This is a genomic window from Mucilaginibacter sp. OK098, from assembly GCF_900142915.1.
GTDB lineage: Bacteria > Bacteroidota > Bacteroidia > Sphingobacteriales > Sphingobacteriaceae > Mucilaginibacter.
In genome coordinates, this window is record NZ_FRCM01000001.1 from 1,301,251 (window position 1) to 1,317,513 (window position 16,263).

15 protein-coding genes are annotated in these 16,263 nt (G+C 40.5%); 5 read left to right on the top strand and 10 right to left on the bottom strand.

The genetic code is table 11. From position 1 onward, the window contains the following. Positions 1 to 26 precede the first annotated feature (26 nt). Together BUE31_RS05375 and BUE31_RS05380 are read left to right on the top strand one after the other, a co-directional pair. Entirely contained in the window at positions 27 to 1,235 is a 1,209-nt protein-coding gene (locus tag BUE31_RS05375; RefSeq protein ID WP_073400939.1) for a hypothetical protein, read from the top strand. A gap of 155 nt (positions 1,236 to 1,390) precedes the next feature. Further along, positions 1,391 to 1,951 (top strand): CAP domain-containing protein, encoded by a 561-nt coding sequence (locus BUE31_RS05380; RefSeq protein ID WP_073400941.1) that lies wholly within the window; start codon positions 1,391 to 1,393, stop codon positions 1,949 to 1,951. Here BUE31_RS05380 and BUE31_RS05385 read toward each other — a convergent pair whose 3' ends face one another. The 6 genes from BUE31_RS05385 to BUE31_RS05410 all read right to left on the bottom strand — a co-directional run bounded on the left by BUE31_RS05385 (position 1,952) and on the right by BUE31_RS05410 (position 8,055). Beyond that, positions 1,952 to 2,185: a DUF1456 family protein gene (locus BUE31_RS05385; protein ID WP_073400943.1), complete on the bottom strand. Its 234-nt coding sequence runs from the start codon at positions 2,183 to 2,185 to the stop codon at positions 1,952 to 1,954. A 21-nt stretch (positions 2,186 to 2,206) separates the two neighbouring features. Further along, complete coding sequence (locus BUE31_RS05390; protein ID WP_073400945.1) at positions 2,207 to 3,508, bottom strand: DEAD/DEAH box helicase; 1,302 nt, start codon at positions 3,506 to 3,508, stop codon at positions 2,207 to 2,209. 642 nt (positions 3,509 to 4,150) lie between these two features. Next, positions 4,151 to 4,612 carry an IS200/IS605 family transposase gene (gene tnpA, locus BUE31_RS05395; protein ID WP_073400947.1) on the bottom strand — a complete coding sequence of 154 codons (462 nt, stop codon included), beginning with the start codon at positions 4,610 to 4,612 and terminating at the stop codon, positions 4,151 to 4,153. 92 nt (positions 4,613 to 4,704) lie between these two features. Further along, the gene (locus BUE31_RS05400; RefSeq protein ID WP_073400949.1) at positions 4,705 to 5,250 is read right to left on the bottom strand and encodes a DUF4337 domain-containing protein; all 546 of its coding nucleotides are present in this window, start codon (positions 5,248 to 5,250) and stop codon (positions 4,705 to 4,707) included. 8 nt (positions 5,251 to 5,258) lie between these two features. After that, on the bottom strand, positions 5,259 to 7,667 hold the full coding sequence (locus tag BUE31_RS05405; RefSeq protein WP_073400951.1) for a glycoside hydrolase family 2 TIM barrel-domain containing protein: 2,409 nt from the start codon (positions 7,665 to 7,667) through the stop codon (positions 5,259 to 5,261). A gap of 94 nt (positions 7,668 to 7,761) precedes the next feature. Then, positions 7,762 to 8,055, bottom strand: coding sequence for a hypothetical protein (locus BUE31_RS05410; RefSeq protein WP_073400952.1), 294 nt, complete (start codon positions 8,053 to 8,055; stop codon positions 7,762 to 7,764). A 282-nt stretch (positions 8,056 to 8,337) separates the two neighbouring features. Between BUE31_RS05410 and BUE31_RS05415 the strand changes: the two genes are divergently transcribed. Then, on the top strand, positions 8,338 to 9,729 hold the full coding sequence (locus BUE31_RS05415) for an MBL fold metallo-hydrolase (protein WP_073400953.1): 1,392 nt from the start codon (positions 8,338 to 8,340) through the stop codon (positions 9,727 to 9,729). 193 nt (positions 9,730 to 9,922) lie between these two features. Here the strand turns inward: BUE31_RS05415 and BUE31_RS05420 are convergent, their stop codons facing one another. From BUE31_RS05420 to rpe, 3 genes are all read right to left on the bottom strand, one after another. Beyond that, entirely contained in the window at positions 9,923 to 10,873 is a 951-nt protein-coding gene (locus tag BUE31_RS05420; RefSeq protein WP_200801861.1) for a D-2-hydroxyacid dehydrogenase, read from the bottom strand. A 92-nt stretch (positions 10,874 to 10,965) separates the two neighbouring features. Beyond that, positions 10,966 to 12,036: a 3-phosphoserine/phosphohydroxythreonine transaminase gene (gene serC / locus BUE31_RS05425; RefSeq protein WP_073400955.1), complete on the bottom strand. Its 1,071-nt coding sequence runs from the start codon at positions 12,034 to 12,036 to the stop codon at positions 10,966 to 10,968. Positions 12,037 to 12,306: 270 nt separating this feature from the next. After that, positions 12,307 to 12,975, bottom strand: coding sequence for a ribulose-phosphate 3-epimerase (rpe, locus tag BUE31_RS05430; RefSeq protein WP_073400957.1), 669 nt, complete (start codon positions 12,973 to 12,975; stop codon positions 12,307 to 12,309). A 197-nt stretch (positions 12,976 to 13,172) separates the two neighbouring features. Here rpe and BUE31_RS05435 point away from each other — a divergent pair, with 197 nt between their 5' ends. Further along, the gene (locus BUE31_RS05435) at positions 13,173 to 13,400 is read left to right on the top strand and encodes a hypothetical protein (RefSeq protein ID WP_073400959.1); all 228 of its coding nucleotides are present in this window, start codon (positions 13,173 to 13,175) and stop codon (positions 13,398 to 13,400) included. A gap of 94 nt (positions 13,401 to 13,494) precedes the next feature. Next, a complete protein-coding gene (locus BUE31_RS05440) occupies positions 13,495 to 13,695 on the top strand; it encodes a hypothetical protein (RefSeq protein ID WP_073400961.1) in 201 nt (66 codons plus the stop codon). Between the two features lie 66 nt (positions 13,696 to 13,761). Here the strand turns inward: BUE31_RS05440 and BUE31_RS05445 are convergent, their stop codons facing one another. Further along, entirely contained in the window at positions 13,762 to 16,173 is a 2,412-nt protein-coding gene (locus BUE31_RS05445) for an ABC transporter permease (RefSeq protein WP_073400963.1), read from the bottom strand. Between the last annotated feature and the right edge of the window lie 90 nt (positions 16,174 to 16,263).

A 16,263-nucleotide genomic window follows, 5' to 3' on the forward strand; every position in this document is an offset into this window, starting at 1 on the left:
TTATACCCCTTGCCCCGGGATAGCACATGAAAAAAACGATTACGCTATTTGTTTTAATATTATTTTGCCTGAAGTTATCAGCGTCGGTATGTCCTATTGATACCGATAAGGTAATAGGACCCGATGCGCCAAAAGACAGCATTAAATTACAAGAGCAATCAACAGCAAATCTTAAATATTTAACACTGCCTGATTTTTCAGTGACCGCTCTCCCTAAGAACAATTTTAATTTGGCTACAACCGTACACACGCCTGCCGATTTAAATTACTCAATACCTATACATCACGAAAGTGATTTCGGTTTACTGGCAATCACTTACCCGGATAGCCTTAGTTTCTCAATGCTTGTAAAGCATTCAGGCAGCCTGAGCATTGCCGACTCGCATTTGGCGGAGAATCCAAATAACCAGTTAAGAATAAAGAATGCGGATAGCCTGAGGCTGTTAGCTGTATTAATAAGAGAAGACAGCATAAAATCTGTGATTTACAGGACTAATAAAGATAGTGTGAAACAACACCTGGCCACAATGAGTCTTGACAGCCTTAAACAACAATTAAAACTACCTGCGGCCGATTTATTTAAGGGACAGATCTATAACGAAATTGCAACCCGTTACCTGGCCTATGATACTATCAGCAACCGGATGACCCGCGTAAGCTATCAAAGCAAAGCATTAAATTATACCATGCTGGCACTGCACCAATATTCTCACTTTAACGATACCGTAGGTTTGCGAATATCTTTCGACCACCTGGTAAAGGTTTATATGTCGCAAAGGAAATATAGCCAGGCAAAATGGTTCATTCTACAATCTAATTCCTTATCAAGAGCTAAAAAAGATCCCGCTAACATAATAGCATCGCTTATTACGCTATCAACCATAAAAAGTGAGCTGAAAGATTATACCCTAGCAATGGGCGATTTAAATGAGGCTTTACAAATTGCACAAGCTAATCATTATCAAAAAACAGAATCGGAAGTATTAAAGAATTTTGCTTTGCTTTACAGCCGCTTAAAAAACTATCCTAAAGAAGAAGCAGTACTAAAAAAACGCGATTCGTTAGAGGAAAGTATCCGTAAAGATGAGGAGGCAAAACTAACTGCCAGCTTAGCGCAAAAAGATTCCATGGAAAAGAAAAAGGCGGATTCAGTACAGATCAAAAAAAAAGTATTTACCTCAAATACCAGAAAGCTTTACAAAGGAAACTCCGCCAGGAAAGTAGCTTCGTTATAGTACTGGTAATTGCAATTTCATTAGTTGTTGTTGCCGTATTCATTTTTCATAAGCGCAAAAGAGGTAACTGGAGATCAATTATCCGAAGACGGAGAAAGTAATTTATTTTACTTTGATGATACTAAACCTCTGTTGATGTTAGTTGTCAAATAGTTATGAAAATTTTAATTAAAGGACTATTTGTAATCCTGTCGATATTCTTTTTTCAATCAGCATTTGCACAAAGAACCGTCAGCACCTCAGAATTCAGGCGCGAGTTTTTAGAAGATATTAATCATACGCGACAAAAAGGCTGCAATTGCGGCACTACCTTTATGCCACCGGCCCCACCTTTAGTTTGGAACGATGAGCTGGAAGTGGCAGCATTACGACATGCTAAAGACATGGCCAACAAAAATTATTTTAGCCATACCAGTAAAGATGGACGCACAATGGATAAGCGCATAATAACTGCAGGCTATGTTTATAAAGGTTATAAAAGCTTTGCCATAGGTGAAAACATTGCCCAGGGCCAAATGAGCATTGCAGAGGTAATGGATGGATGGTTTAAAAGCCCGGGCCATTGCAAAAACCTGATGAACCCAAGCTTTAAAGAAATCGGGATAGCGTTTTACAACACTTACTGGGTGCAGGATTTTGGCGGCAGAGAATCATTTACCGAAGAACAGCAAAAGATGATAAAAAGCGGTAAGGCTAAAATGATTGAGAATAGATAACTACTCCGCCTTATCCTCTTTAGGCCCGCGTTTATAAATGATCAGCCCGTTTAAAAAATTACGCAGGATTTGGTCGCCACAGGGTTTAAAGTTTGGATGATCTTCTTTGCGGAAAATAGCGCCAAGCTCTGTTTTAGTGATCCTAAAGTTTGCCAGGTTTAAAACCTCTATAATATCATCATCCGTAAAATGCATGGCTACCCGCAGCTTTTTCATGATATCATTATTGCTCATATACTCTTTATTATGATGTACTTATATTGAAATTTCAATTTTAACCTTTTTGTTTTTGATCTTTTCTGCTTTTACCAATTCTACAGTTCGTTTTGCCCGGTTACGCTTAACAGCAGCATAAGATGAGTAATCCAGAACTTCTATCAATCCCAGGTCATCTTTTGCTAATTCGCCCTTTTGCAGCAGCAGGCCAACAATATCAACTTTATTAACTTTATCCTTTTTACCGGCGCCAATATATAGGGTTACCCACGGTGTTGGTTTGGGGATAGGCAGATCAGCCGGCAACTCTTCAATTTCCGGCGATTTATCCAGGTACTTCAATTTTTCGTCCTCGGTTAATATCAGGTATGCCGTTCCTTTCGCGTGCATTCTTGCTGTTCGTCCGTTGCGATGTGTAAATGCTTCTTCATTATGCGGCAGCTGATAATGCACTATATATTCAATCTCCGGAATATCAAGTCCGCGGGATGCCAGATCAGTAGTGATCAACAGGCGGTGGCTTCCATTCCTGAACTTCAGCAGGGCGCGTTCCCTGTCTTCCTGCTCCATTTTTCCATGAAAAATATCATGTTCCAATCCCCTGCTCCATAACAGTTCACTGATCCTTTCAACAGCATCACGGTGATTACAAAAAATCAGTGTAGCCTTATCCCCTATTTTACAGAGCAATGAAAACAATGTATCCAGTTTATCAGCAGCAGGCGATATAACAGCTTTTAATTTAAGATCAGGGACGTTTGTTTTATTTTGGAGGAAATCAACCTCGATAGGTTTATTGATGCCTGTAAATGCAGGGATCTCCTCCATTTTTGTGGCTGATGTAAGGATGCGTTTTGTAAGGTGATCCATCTGGCGGATGATATAGGTCATATCCTCCTGGAAACCAAACTCAAGCGCCTTATCAAACTCATCCAATATTAATGTTTTAATGGTATCGGTGCTAAAGCTATTCCTGCGCAGGTGGTGCCCAATCCTTCCGGGCGTACCAATTAAAACAGCAGGGGGTTGCGAAAGGTTATTGCGCTCAATTTTTACGGGGTGACCGCCATAGCACACATTTACCTTAAAACCACTACCTATGGTTTTAAATACCTGTTCTATCTGCAAAGCTAATTCACGTGAAGGAACAAGGATTAACGCCTGTACAGTTGGTATCTTTTCATCTAGCAATGATAATAAAGGCAATAAAAAGCCGAGCGTTTTACCAGAACCGGTTGGAGATAGCAAAACTACATCTCCTTTTTTTGCAGCATCAAGCGCAGCATACTGCATTTTATTCAGTTCGGTTATCTTTAGCTTTTCGAGCGCTTTGTTTATCATTTGGCGCAAAGATACGGAATAAAGGGGAGAGCGTTGGATAGCCGTTTCAATACTCTGCTAAGAGGATATAGGTCTGCGATCCATCTATTAGAATATATTTCGTGCCTATGGCACTCATTTCGGTGTGCTTATTTTCAACGGATTAAAATCCGTTGCTACAATATGGGTCGAGGCTATGCCTCTGATTTATCCGATTGATAAAATTATTAGTGCGATGAAGTCGTTTTGGGTCGCCTATGTTCAACGGATTAAAATCCCTTGCTATAATACTGGCCGAGGCTATACCTCTGATTTATCCGGTTGATAATATTCAACAGATTAAAATCCGTTGCTATAATATGGGCCGAGGCTATGCCTCTGATTTATCCGGTTGATAATATTCAACGGATTAAAAGCCTGTGTTATAATATGGGCCGAGGCTATGCCTCTGATTTATCCGGTTGATAATATTCAACGGATTAAAATCCGTTGCTACAATATGGACCGAGGCCTTGCCTCTGACTCATCCTGTCGGTGGGTGGAAACTATAAATTAACTGTAGCTTTTTAAAGAGCCATAGGCTCGAAGCATTTTGTAACAACGGGTTTTAACCCGTTGCTTATTAGGCCTCCTGTACGAGTGCCGTAGGCACGGCCCATATACTTACATCAGATCATGAAAAAGATATTGTTCATCATAATCAATATTGAATTTTTTCAACATTGCCAGGTACTCCGTTTTAAAAGTTTGCTTTTGATGATGTTCTTCCTGGTTTTGGATGTATTTATAGACCTTATCAACTTGCGATTGTCCGTATGAAAATACCCCGTACCCTTCCTGCCATTCAAAACGATGAGGAGTTAGTGAATGGTCATTAATGTATTTGGATGACTTCGCCTTTACTGTTTTCATTAGTTCAGAAACTGAAACAACAGGCTTAAGCCCGAGAAAACAATGTACATGATCTTCCACTCCGTTTACTATAATGGTTTTACAGTTAGCTTCATTGATCAAGTTACCAATAACTGAAAAGAGCTGAAGCTTCCAGTCGTTTTCAATTACAGCTTCCCTGTATTTAACAGCAAAAACTGTTTGCAGATAAATTTGATGATACGTGTTTGCCACTGTATTTAAAGTTTAGATGATCCGGAATTACGATTATTCTTAAAATTTTATCCGGGACCCCAGTAGGTTTGAAGCTTATTGCAAATTTATTTTTATAACAACCCACTCACCAAAAAGAAGATCCCAATAGCTGCAAATCCCATGCTTGCTAACCATAACGCTTTTCGTTTGGTTATTATTGATATAGCGCCAATTGCAATAGCCACCTGGAACAGTGTAACACATTTAGCAAGGATTGAGTGCTTGGCTGTATGTTCATCACTCTCCTTTTGAAAAGCTTTTGCTTCGGCCATTATTTTAGCCTGCTCCGTTTTATTTTCCTTTACTTTTTCAACATCTTCGGCAACAGGCGCTTTGCCTATTGCTACCAATATTTTGTTGGAAGTTGTGAGCATTTCAGATTTAATGCCCTTTGCCTGGTAAAACGCCCATTGATCTGATGAGCGCATTTGTGATAACATGGCCTCGTCTGCATGTGCGCCAGCCATAAGACCGGCTATTGCAGCTAGAACCGCAAATACAGCGGTGGTAAGCGCAACATACAAAACCCATTTCTCTTTTCCTTCCGAAAGGATATGATGCGCATGTTCATTACTTTGCTCGTGAATGTTTTCCGAAAAATTTTCTATTTCTTCCATTGGGGTATTTAAAAGGTATGTAAAAGTACAGTTTTACCTGCTAATTTATCTGCACTAGCATTTAATGTTATCTCACCCGGCTTGCCTGTTGATTTAATGATAACTAAACATTTTCCACGCCATGCCTTTCGCTGCGGCAGCTGATCGCTCTCTACACTGGTAGGGTTAGCATTACCAACACCAACTATAGTTCCGGGTCCTGTAACTTTAAAATGAACCAGGTTATTGGCGCGCGGGCTTAAGTTGCCTTTTGCATCCGTAAGTTCAACGGTAATATAGCTCAGGTCCTGGTTGTTTGCTTTCAGCTTTGTTCTGTCTGCAGATAATTTAATTTCCGAAGGTGCATCAGCGGTGCGCAATATCGAAGTATTAACTTTTTTATCTCCATTATAACCAATAGCTTTCAATTCCCCTGTCTGGTAAGGCACATCCCAGGTTGCCATAAATTTCGAGGCTCTATTTGTTTCCTTTTTTCCCAAAGACCTGTTGTTTAAAAACAGCTCCACCTGCGGGCATGATGAATATACATTTACTGTTAGGGGTTTATTTTCATAGCCATTCCAGTTCCAGTCGGCAACAACATCAAACCAATTCCATTTTGACCATGATGAAGTTTTTGGGTTCAGTGCGAATGAAGGTTTAGGTGCGGTTACAAAAATGGATAGCTGGTTTTCTTTCCAGAGCGCATCCCTGTAATAAGATTGGGCACGTTTCCATCCGCAAATATCAATATCGCCGCAATAAGCCAGGTTCCATGGATAGAAGCTGGTACCCTGGGGGTAACCAAGCCAGCCAATACTTGCTTCACCTATGTAATCAAAAGATGTCCACACAAAATCACCTATAACATAAGGATGATCTGTTACCTCCATCCAGTTGCCGAATGATTCAAGCGGAAATGATTCTGTTCCAACCATTACCCTGCCCGGTACCCGTTTATGGTCGCCCTCATAGGTACTTGCCTCATGCCCGTAGCTGTTAACCGAGTAATTATAACCGCTAACATCCAGCTTAGCAAAAAAGGGATCTTTATCCTCCCTAATATCATTAACTGCCGATGTTACGGCCCGGGTAGGATCAAGCCCGCGGGTATACTCAGCTAAAAGCTTAGCCGTTTCTGCGCCTTCAGGGGTTCCCTTTTCTGGCACTTCGTTACCTATGCTCCACATAATTATGCTGGGGTGATTTTGATCGCGCGTAACCATGCTTGTTATGTCTTTTTTCCACCAATCGTTAAAATACAAGTGATAATCGTAGGGATTTTTACCATATTTCCAGGCATCAAATGCCTCGTCAATAACCAGCATGCCTAAACGGTCGCAGGTTGCCAGTAATGCAGATGTAGGCGGATTGTGTGCACACCTGATGGCATTAAACCCGCTGGCTTTTAAAAGTTCAATTTTTCGCTCTTCTGCCCTGTCATAGGTTTTTGAGCCGAGCGGCCCGTTATCATTATGCACGCAGCCACCCTTGAGCTTAACGGTTTTGCCATTTAGCTGAAATCCATTCTCTGTGTCAAATGAAATTTTACGGATCCCAAAGCTTGTTCTTTGCTCATCTGTTAATTTCCCATCTACATAAACTTCTGTAACTGCAGTATACAATAATGGCGACTCGCACGACCATAATTCAGGGTTACCAATATCAGTATCCTTTTTAAATCCAAACGATGTTCCTGCTTTAATTGATTCTTCAACCTCAACAGTTGCAACCGCCGCATTCTTTTGATCCAGGATCTTTGTAATCAGCTTAACCTTTTGATCTGATGCAGTTTCATTTAATACATTTGTTTTAATATTAACCTTTGCAGCTTTCGCACTAACTTCCGGCGTAGTAATAAATGCTCCCCACTGCGCTATATGTACGGGATCCGTTACTTTTAGCCATACATGCCGATAAATTCCCGACCCTGAGTACCAGCGGGTGTTTTGTCCTTCGTTCTTTACCTCAACGGCTATAATATTTTTCCCGCCAAATTTTACCTTATCAGTAATATCATACCAAAAACTGGTATAGCCATAAGGGTGCGTACCTAAATTGTGCCCATTTATAAATACTGCGGCGTTCATATAAACACCATCGAACTGAATAATTAAGCGTTTGCCTTTTTGTGCAGCAGGTACGGTAAATGTTTTACGGTACCACGCAGTACCGCCAACGGTAAAACCACCGCCTACCTGGCTTATTGCATTTTGCGTAAAAGGGGATGAAGTACCAGGCAGATCCTCAATACTCCAGTCATGCGGAAGATCAACTTTTTTCCATTTGGAGTCGTCATAATTTTCATTTTCGGCGCTTAATGCCCCGCCACGATAAAATAACCAGTTGTCATCAAATAAATTAGTACCGGTATTTTGAGCAAATACACCGATACGAACTAGAAGTAATAAACCAATAAAAATAAGTTTCTTAGGCATTGTGTAACCAGGTTAGTGATAATTGATGGCTAAATTTAATCACTAATCCAATAAATCCTGCTTGTTTTCAAGATTATTATTGTTAAAAGTACAATTATTTAGATGATTGCAGCAGATCAGGATCTGCTCCCGCGGGATCTTTGTAGTTTTTAATAAACGCCGCTACTTCGGAGGCTTCATCCCAGTTTAGCTCATCCATGCCGTTGTAGGTCCATTCATTCATGTTTTCATCAAACACTATTTCGCCCATGCCAACCGTTCCATCTGTTAATTCATAGATCCCAGTTGCAAAAAAATCGCCGTCAGGCAATAACGAATTTATGGGCTTAATGGTCAATTCCACCATTCCGGCTGTAGTGTTTATGGTATACGTTGTTTGGTTTATCATGGCTAATTGTCTAATAATTACTAAAATAGGCTAATTTAAAGGAGTTTATAAAATCATTATATACTATGCAAAAACTTTGCCTGTAATTGTTATTTCGGCATAAAATGTTACAACATTAATAATAAGTTTGTAGTTAAATCAGTTCACTGGTCATTAGACATTGGGCATTAGTCATTAGACGTTAGATGTTTCAGGGTCGGATAGGCTAATTATGACCAATGGTTTGTTATAGTACAATTTACGAGTGACCAATGACCAGTGACTAATGACCTTTTTAAACAAATGAAATTAACTATATACGGGGCGGCGCAACAGGTAACCGGGAGCATGCATTTGCTGGAGGTTGGCCAATTTAAAATATTAATAGATTGCGGGCTTGATTACGAGAAGGACCGGAACATACAGGCAAACGAAAACTTTCCTTTTAAGCCGGAAGAAATAGACGTTGTTATACTAACCCATGCTCATATCGATCATTCGGGTAATTTGCCTACGCTTGTCCGCTTGGGCTTTGAGGGACAGATTTTATGCACCCCGCCTACTGCCGACTTGACTGAGCTATTATTGCTCGATTCCGTAAACATATTTATGAGAAAGGCCGATAAGGGCCGTAAACACCGTAAAGGGAAATTCAATACCGGTGCACAGCCTTTATACCTTCAAAAACATGTGATGGATACTGTTGACCGCTTTGTAACCATAGGGTTTGACAGGCCGTTCCGGATTAACGGCAGCGTTGAGCTTACTTTTATCCCAGTAGGGCATTTATTGGGAGCAGCAGCTGCAGTATTTAAAGTAAATGACGATGGCGTTGAAAAATCTATTGCGTTTACCGGCGATATAGGCCGTAAAAACTACCCGGTACTTGATGATCCGCAACCATTGCCACCTGTTGATTATTTGGTTACTGAATCAACCTATGGAGGCAGGCTGCATACCAAAGACAAAACCGTTGAGCAGGCGCTTGTTGAAACTATTGAAAAGGCATGTATAAAAGAGCAGGGGCGGTTAATAATCCCGGCTTTTAGTATTGGGCGTACACAATCATTAGTTTATGCGCTGAATAAGATCTTTAGCAGCGGTTTATTGCCGCCAGTGAAGGTATTTGTTGATAGTCCGCTGGCAACCCGCTCAACCGAAGTATTTCGCAAATACCATTACCTTGTAAACGAGGAAGCGCAGGAGTTTTACCAAAAGCGCGGCGATGAATTTGAATTTGAAAATTTGGTTTATGTTGAATCTTTGAAAGATAGCCGTCAGGTATCAAACTACTATGAACCCTGCATAATTATTTCATCGGCAGGGATGCTGGAAGGCGGGCGTATCCAGGATCACCTTTTTTATAATATCCAAAATTACTATTGCACCATATTGTTTATTGGCTACTGCGCTAAGGGCACATTAGGGCACCGATTATTGAGAGGTGATTCCATTGTACACATTAAAGACCGCGACCTGGCCGTTTATGCTACGATTAAACAAACAGATGTATTAAGCGCTCATGGAGATCATGACGACCTTGTTAATACGGTAAAACAACAGGATAAGGCAAAGCTTAAAAATGTGTTCCTGGTACATGGTGAAGTATCAAGCATGCAGGCTTTAGCGGATGCGCTGGAAGTGGAAGGATATGCGGTTACGATACCTGAAAAGGGAATTAGTTATTTGCTTTAACGCTACTTGTCATTGCGAGGAACGAAGCAATCGCGAACTATACAGAGCGAATAGAAAGATGTAGAACTTGCATTGGCGACTAATCATGCGTGCGATTGCCACGCTGCGCTCGCAATGACATAGTGAAACCAAAATGGCACAAATTGAACTTAATCAAATTCGTGCCATTCGGATAAATTCGTGGAATTAGTGTCTATTTATTAAAATGCCCTATTATCAAGCTGGCCAACTCCACACCAATGCGTTCCTGTGCTTCGTTTGTTGCAGCGCCAATATGCGGTGTTAATGAGATCTTAGGATGTTTAATAATTTCTTCGCGGGGCGTAGGTTCATTATCAAACACATCCAAAGCTGCGAATGAAACCTGGCCGCTGTTTAAGGCATCAACCAAAGCCAATTCCTCAATTAAACCACCTCGTGAGATATTCACAAGGCCTACCCCTTTTTTCATTTGAGCTAATTCCTCTGCACCAATCAGAGCTTTATCTACAAATGGCGTATGCAGGGTAATGAAATCGGCCGTTTTAATGATCTCTTCAAGCGTAGCTGTTTTAACAGATGCCTTAACTTTCGTTCCGCCACCTAAAGTAAGTTCAAGTTCAGGACTAAATGGGAAAAGATCATACGCTAAAACATTCATACCAACACCGATAGCAATTTTTGCTACCTCGCGACCAATACGGCCAAAGCCAACAATACCTAACGTTTTATCGCGTAACTCAATACCTTTAGCATAAGCTTTCTTCAAATCGTTAAATTTAGTATTGCCTTCAACCGGCATTTTGCGGTTACTATCGGGCAAGAAACGCACGCAGCCAAAAAGCTGTGCAAATACAAGCTCAGCTACTGATAATGATGATGAAGCAGGCGTGTTATACACACCGATGCCTTTTTCTTTGGCATAATCAACATCTATATTATCAACACCTACCCCGCCCCTGCCTATCAGTTTCAGGTTAGGGCAAGCGTCAATTAACGCTTTACGCACTTTGGTAGCGCTGCGAACAGTAATAGCATCGTATTCCTGTAATCTTACAGGCAATTCATCCTGTGGTATGTTATTAGTATCTACAAAAAAACCGGCATCTTCCAGCATTTTTTTTCCTATCGGATCGATACCATCATTAGCTAATATTTTGATCATGTTGTTAGTTGATTAAGTTGGATTGAGTTAGATTAGGTTGATTAAGTTGAAAGATGAACCACTCACTAAATCAACTTAATCAACCCAATCAACTACGCTTTATTTTTTTCTGCAAATTCCTGCATGGCATCAATCAGTACGTAAACGCTGGTGATAGGCAATGCATTATAAATTGAGGCGCGGAAACCGCCTACACTTCTGTGGCCTTTAATGCCGATAATTCCTTTGTCATCACAAAGCCTTAGGAATGCTTTTTCATGCTCCGGATTTTCCATCACAAAGCAAACATTCATGTGTGAACGGTCTTCAACTTCGCATACTGGTTTAAATAACGGGTTGCGGTCAATTTCCTCGTACAATACACGGGCTTTAGCTATGTTCTCTTTTTCAATTGCATCAACGCCGCCTTTTGATTTTAACCAGTTAAGGGTTAACATTGATACATATATTGCAAACACTGGAGGCGTGTTATACATCGATCCGCCTTCAATTTGTGTTTGGTAATTAAACATAGCAGGGATCTTACGACCTGTTTTGCCTAAAAGAGAATCTTTAACTATTACCAACGTAACACCAGCCGGGCCCATGTTTTTTTGTGCACCTGCGTAGATCAGCCCAAAATCGGCAACATTAACCTTGCGGCTAAATATATCTGACGACATATCACAAACCACCGGAACGGATGATTTAGGAAATTCCTGTAATTGAGTACCGTAAATGGTATTATTTGATGTAATGTGGAAATAAGCTGCATCAGCCGGAACTTTATAATCCTTAGGGATATAATTAAAGTTTTTATCTTTTGATGAAGCTACAATTTCAACTTCGCCAAAAAGTTTGGCTTCTTTTAATGCTTTGTTTGCCCATACGCCTGTTTCAAGGTACGCAGCTTTGCCACCTTCAGGCAGCAGGTTATAAGGCGCTAATGCAAACTGTGTGCTGGCGCCGCCCTGTAAAAACAAAACAGAATATCCTTCAGGTACGCTGAATAATTCTTTTACAAGTTTTACCGCTTCGTCTAAAACAGATTCAAACTCAGGCGAGCGATGCGAAATTTCTAAAATAGAAAGTCCGATTCCTCCAAAATCAAGGACGGCTGCTGCTGCCTGTTTTAAAACTTCGTGTGGTAAAATGCCTGGTCCGGCGCCAAAATTATGTTTCATTTTATTTAATTTTTTCAATGATGAATGAAGCTATCGTGAGCCTGTATTGCATTTGAGCGTTGCTCCCGATGATTTCATTTGGTTTATAAATTGGTTTTGTTTAATTATAATTAATTAACAAATCGGTATTAAGACGGGCCGAAGTTAATTAATTTGACAATATTTATAGAGATTATTTGCTTTTTTTGAAAAATCATACAATTCACTTACAATTGAAGCTTAGAATTTTAAATATTAAAAAAATTCAGGGTATTTATTATCACCGTTATATCACGATACCGATAAGGCGCCTGATTTTTTCAAGTTGGTGATTGCCACAGAAGGATCGGGTGCCGAAAAAACCGAGTTGCCCGCAACCAGGACATTTGCCCCTGCTTCAACCAGTTTAGCTGCATTAGTACTATCCACACCGCCATCTACCTCAATATATAAACCAGGATTTTTACGATTGCTCAGCTCCTTAATATCCTTTAATTTCTTATAGGTATTTTCAATAAACTTTTGCCCGCCAAACCCCGGGTTAACTGACATGATCAATACCATATCCAGGTCGGCTATTATATCTTCAAGCAATGCAACAGGCGTATGCGGATTAAGCGCCACCCCGGCACGGCAACCAAGCTCTTTAATATATTGAACTGTTCGGTGTAAATTAGGGCATGCTTCGTAATGCACGGTCATCCCCGCTGCGCCGGCTTCTTTAAAATTCTTTAAATATCTATCCGGGTCAACTATCATTAAATGAACATCCAGTGGTTTTTCTGCATGTTTTTTAACAGCAGTAACAACCGGGAAACCAAAAGAAATATTAGGCACAAACATACCATCCATAATATCCACATGAATCCAGTCTGCATCGCTTTTGTTGATCAGTTCAATATCACGTTGCAGGTTGGCAAAATCGGCAGCTAAAATTGATGGTGCTATTAGGTGGTTCATGGGTACAAATGTAGTGATTTTTAGTCCGAAAGTCGGGAATGTACGAAAGCCCGAACAAGAATTCAAGGTGAATTTAAACTTATGACGTTTAGTTTACAACCCTTCAATTATTATATATTTTAAGAATCATTAGTTATTAAAAAAATTTAATAACTATATTTAATTAAATTTTACAAACCTTATTTAAACAAAAAATTATGGAAAATTCGAAAAAATTACTCTCAAATGCTTTGAGCCGCGCCGATCTTAAAAAAATAAAGGGCGGTTTATCTGACCCCTGTTCAAATGCATGGGTGGCCTGCCATCCTAATTGCGGACATTTTACCACCTCTTACAGCACATATATAACATGTATAGACAGTTACCATATCACAGGTTGCTCTCCATTACAAGGATGGGGTGTTGTTTGTGGTAACTACAATTGATTGAGCTGCTAACTTTAATGATATTTCCCACAATTGTTTTTATCAATTATTTCAAGATCTTAGATTATACTTTTAACCTATAACCCAAATCAATATGAAAAATTCAGAGAAAACAGGTTTAAATTCATTAACCCGCACAGAATTAAAACAAGTAAAAGGTGGTGGGCCGGTTAACTGCACGGCTGTTTATCAATCTTGTGCTTCTCATTGCGGGTCGTATCCTGCATTTGCAGCATGTGTTACCGGTTACACTACTATGTGCTCGCCCCTTTATGGCTTTGGCCTCGTTTGTTAATGATTGATGCCTTACGTTTAATACAATAAGATTTACGAAGCCTTAAAAACTTCGTAAATCTTATTCTTATTCTGTCTTCAAACTCCTTACAGGATTCATTAACGCAGCTTTTATAGCGCGGAAGCTTACCGTTGAAATGGTTATTACCACTGCCAGTAAGCCTGCTATTGCAAATACCCACCAGCTAATATTAGTACGATAAGCAAAATCCTGCAGCCAGCGGCTCATAGTCCACCAGGCAAGCGGGAAGGCGATAATGGCTGAAATCGCCACAAGCTTTAGGAAATCGTTTGAAAGCATAGCTACAATATTAGTAACCGTTGCTCCCAGAACTTTGCGGATCCCGATCTCTTTAGTGCGTTGTTCAGCGGCATAAGTAACCAGCCCAAATAAACCAAGACAGGCAATCAGTATTGCAAAAAATGCAAACGACATAAATATTTTACCCGTATTTTGTTCGGATTGATAGAGGTGGTTAAAGTCATCAGCCATAAACGAATAGGTAAACGGCTGACCTGCCATATTTGCGTCAGCACCGCGATACAATGCTTGCAGCTGCGAAATAAGCGCCGGAATATTTTTGGTTTCTATCCGCATAGCCATAGCGCGTTTGTCCATGCCTAAATTCATTATAATTGGCACGATTTTGTTACGCAGGGAACCGGCGTTAAAATCTTTTACTACTCCCACAATCTCATAACGGTGACCGTTACGGTATAAGAACTTATTTAAAGGCTCCCTCATCCCAAGCATAGTTGCGGCTGTTTGGTTAATAAGAACAGCGGTCGAGTCAGTCAGCCTGTTCTTCAAAAAATTTCGTCCGCCCGCCATTTGCATGCCCAGGGTTGGGATATAATCTTCATCAATGTACCAGGTCTCGAGCCCGACCGACTGGCCCGAACTCATGGATGCATCTTTGCCGTAAACTTCGGTGTCCTCATTAATTGTTGTGGGCAGCGAGCCGGAAAATGTGACCGATTTAACCCCGGCAAGCCTAAGCACATCTTCTTTAAACGATTTTGAGTGCTCACCAAGTGAATAAATATTTTGCAGTACTATTACCTGCTCGCGGTTGTAACCAAGTGTTTTGTTGCGGATATAATTAAGCTGGCTGTAAATAACCAACGTGCCCACAATTAAAACAATAACCGTTACAAACTGAAAAACCACCAGGCCATTACGCAAAAAGCTATTTTTGAAACCAGCCGAGAGTTTGCCCTTTAACACCTGGATAGGCTGAAAAGCCGACATAAAAAATGCAGGGTATGCACCGGCTATCAGGCCGATAATAAGCGTTGCCGACAACAGCGCCGGTAAGATCCAGGCGTTGGCAAACAGGTTTAAACTAATTTGTTTGCCAGCCAACTGATTAAAATAGTGCAGGAGGAATAACGCAATTACCCAGGCAATAACCAGCGCAATAAAGCTGGTAACAACCGACTCGACCAGGAACTGGTTAATAAGCGAGCTGCGGTTAGAACCAAGCACCTTACGCACACCTACTTCTTTCGAGCGGCCTGCCGAACGCGCGGTTGAAAGGTTCATAAAATTAACGCAGGCAATCAGCAGAATCAATACTGCTATAATTACTGACATGTATACATATTGGATATTGCCGGATGGCTCCCTTTCGTGCGTAACTTCTGAATAAAGGTGAATTTTGGTTAACGGAATGGTTACAAACCTAAAATGGTCGCCTTTTTGGTCAAGATCGGCAATGGTAGTATGAATAAATTGTTTCAACTCAGGCTCAGCATATTTTTTACAGGCCTCACGCAGGTCGGCATCTATCTCTTTTTGCGACACGCCTTTGCGTGCAACCAGGTATGTCATAGAGTTTTCGCTGGTCCACTGCGTTTCATTCCTGTCTGCACGTTCACTTATGGCTTTGATAAAGCTGAAGTGCAGATGCGATTGCACAGGCATATTTTTTATCACCCCGGTAATTTTATAATCGGCAGTGTTATCTATGTGCATTGTTTTGCCGATGACATCCAGCGTATTAAAATATTTCATAGCGATATTTTCGTTTATCACCAGCGAATGTGGTTCATTGAGGGCGGTTTTAGGGTCGCCGGCAATCATGGGTAATGTAAATACCTTAAACAGGTTGGCATCAGCATAATAGCAGTTATCCTCAATCAAAGTTTGGTTATCCTTCTTTACCAAAATTTTGCCGTTGTTTTTAAGTCGGGCAGCCATCTCGATATTCGGGTATTCCTTAACCATTGTCGCAGCCATAGATGCCGGCGATTCGCGATCAAGGAAAACGCTGCCGTTTACTTTAAAATCAGATGTAACACGGTAGATGCGGTCGGCGTTTATATTATATTTATCATAACTAAGCTCATCAATAACAAATAAAGTGATGAGCAAACAAACAGCCAGCCCGATTGCCAGCCCAAAGATATTTATGGCAGAAAAGCCCTTGTTCCTCCAAAGGTTTCTGAACGCTATTTTGAAGTAGTTTTTAAACATAATGCCGGTATTTATAACTGTCAGACAACCAATACAATGCCATTATGTTAACCAATTGAATATCAAAACAATACAATAATAAACAAGAAG

What these genes read in the sequence shown, in the direction of transcription:
- BUE31_RS05440 (WP_073400961.1), top strand. Translation starts at nt 13,495, where the DNA reads ATGAAAAATTCAGAGAAAACAGGTTTAAATTCATTAACCCGCACAGAA.
- BUE31_RS05410 (WP_073400952.1), bottom strand. Translation starts at nt 8,055, where the DNA reads ATGATAAACCAAACAACGTATACCATAAACACTACAGCCGGAATGGTG.
- BUE31_RS05405 (WP_073400951.1), bottom strand. Translation starts at nt 7,667, where the DNA reads ATGCCTAAGAAACTTATTTTTATTGGTTTATTACTTCTAGTTCGTATC.
- BUE31_RS05420 (WP_200801861.1), bottom strand. Translation starts at nt 10,873, where the DNA reads ATGATCAAAATATTAGCTAATGATGGTATCGATCCGATAGGAAAAAAA.
- serC (WP_073400955.1), bottom strand. Translation starts at nt 12,036, where the DNA reads ATGAAACATAATTTTGGCGCCGGACCAGGCATTTTACCACACGAAGTT.
- BUE31_RS05375 (WP_073400939.1), top strand. Translation starts at nt 27, where the DNA reads ATGAAAAAAACGATTACGCTATTTGTTTTAATATTATTTTGCCTGAAG.
- BUE31_RS05445 (WP_073400963.1), bottom strand. Translation starts at nt 16,173, where the DNA reads ATGTTTAAAAACTACTTCAAAATAGCGTTCAGAAACCTTTGGAGGAAC.
- BUE31_RS05435 (WP_073400959.1), top strand. Translation starts at nt 13,173, where the DNA reads ATGGAAAATTCGAAAAAATTACTCTCAAATGCTTTGAGCCGCGCCGAT.
- BUE31_RS05400 (WP_073400949.1), bottom strand. Translation starts at nt 5,250, where the DNA reads ATGGAAGAAATAGAAAATTTTTCGGAAAACATTCACGAGCAAAGTAAT.
- BUE31_RS05390 (WP_073400945.1), bottom strand. Translation starts at nt 3,508, where the DNA reads ATGATAAACAAAGCGCTCGAAAAGCTAAAGATAACCGAACTGAATAAA.
- BUE31_RS05415 (WP_073400953.1), top strand. Translation starts at nt 8,338, where the DNA reads ATGAAATTAACTATATACGGGGCGGCGCAACAGGTAACCGGGAGCATG.
- BUE31_RS05380 (WP_073400941.1), top strand. Translation starts at nt 1,391, where the DNA reads ATGAAAATTTTAATTAAAGGACTATTTGTAATCCTGTCGATATTCTTT.
- BUE31_RS05385 (WP_073400943.1), bottom strand. Translation starts at nt 2,185, where the DNA reads ATGAGCAATAATGATATCATGAAAAAGCTGCGGGTAGCCATGCATTTT.
- rpe (WP_073400957.1), bottom strand. Translation starts at nt 12,975, where the DNA reads ATGAACCACCTAATAGCACCATCAATTTTAGCTGCCGATTTTGCCAAC.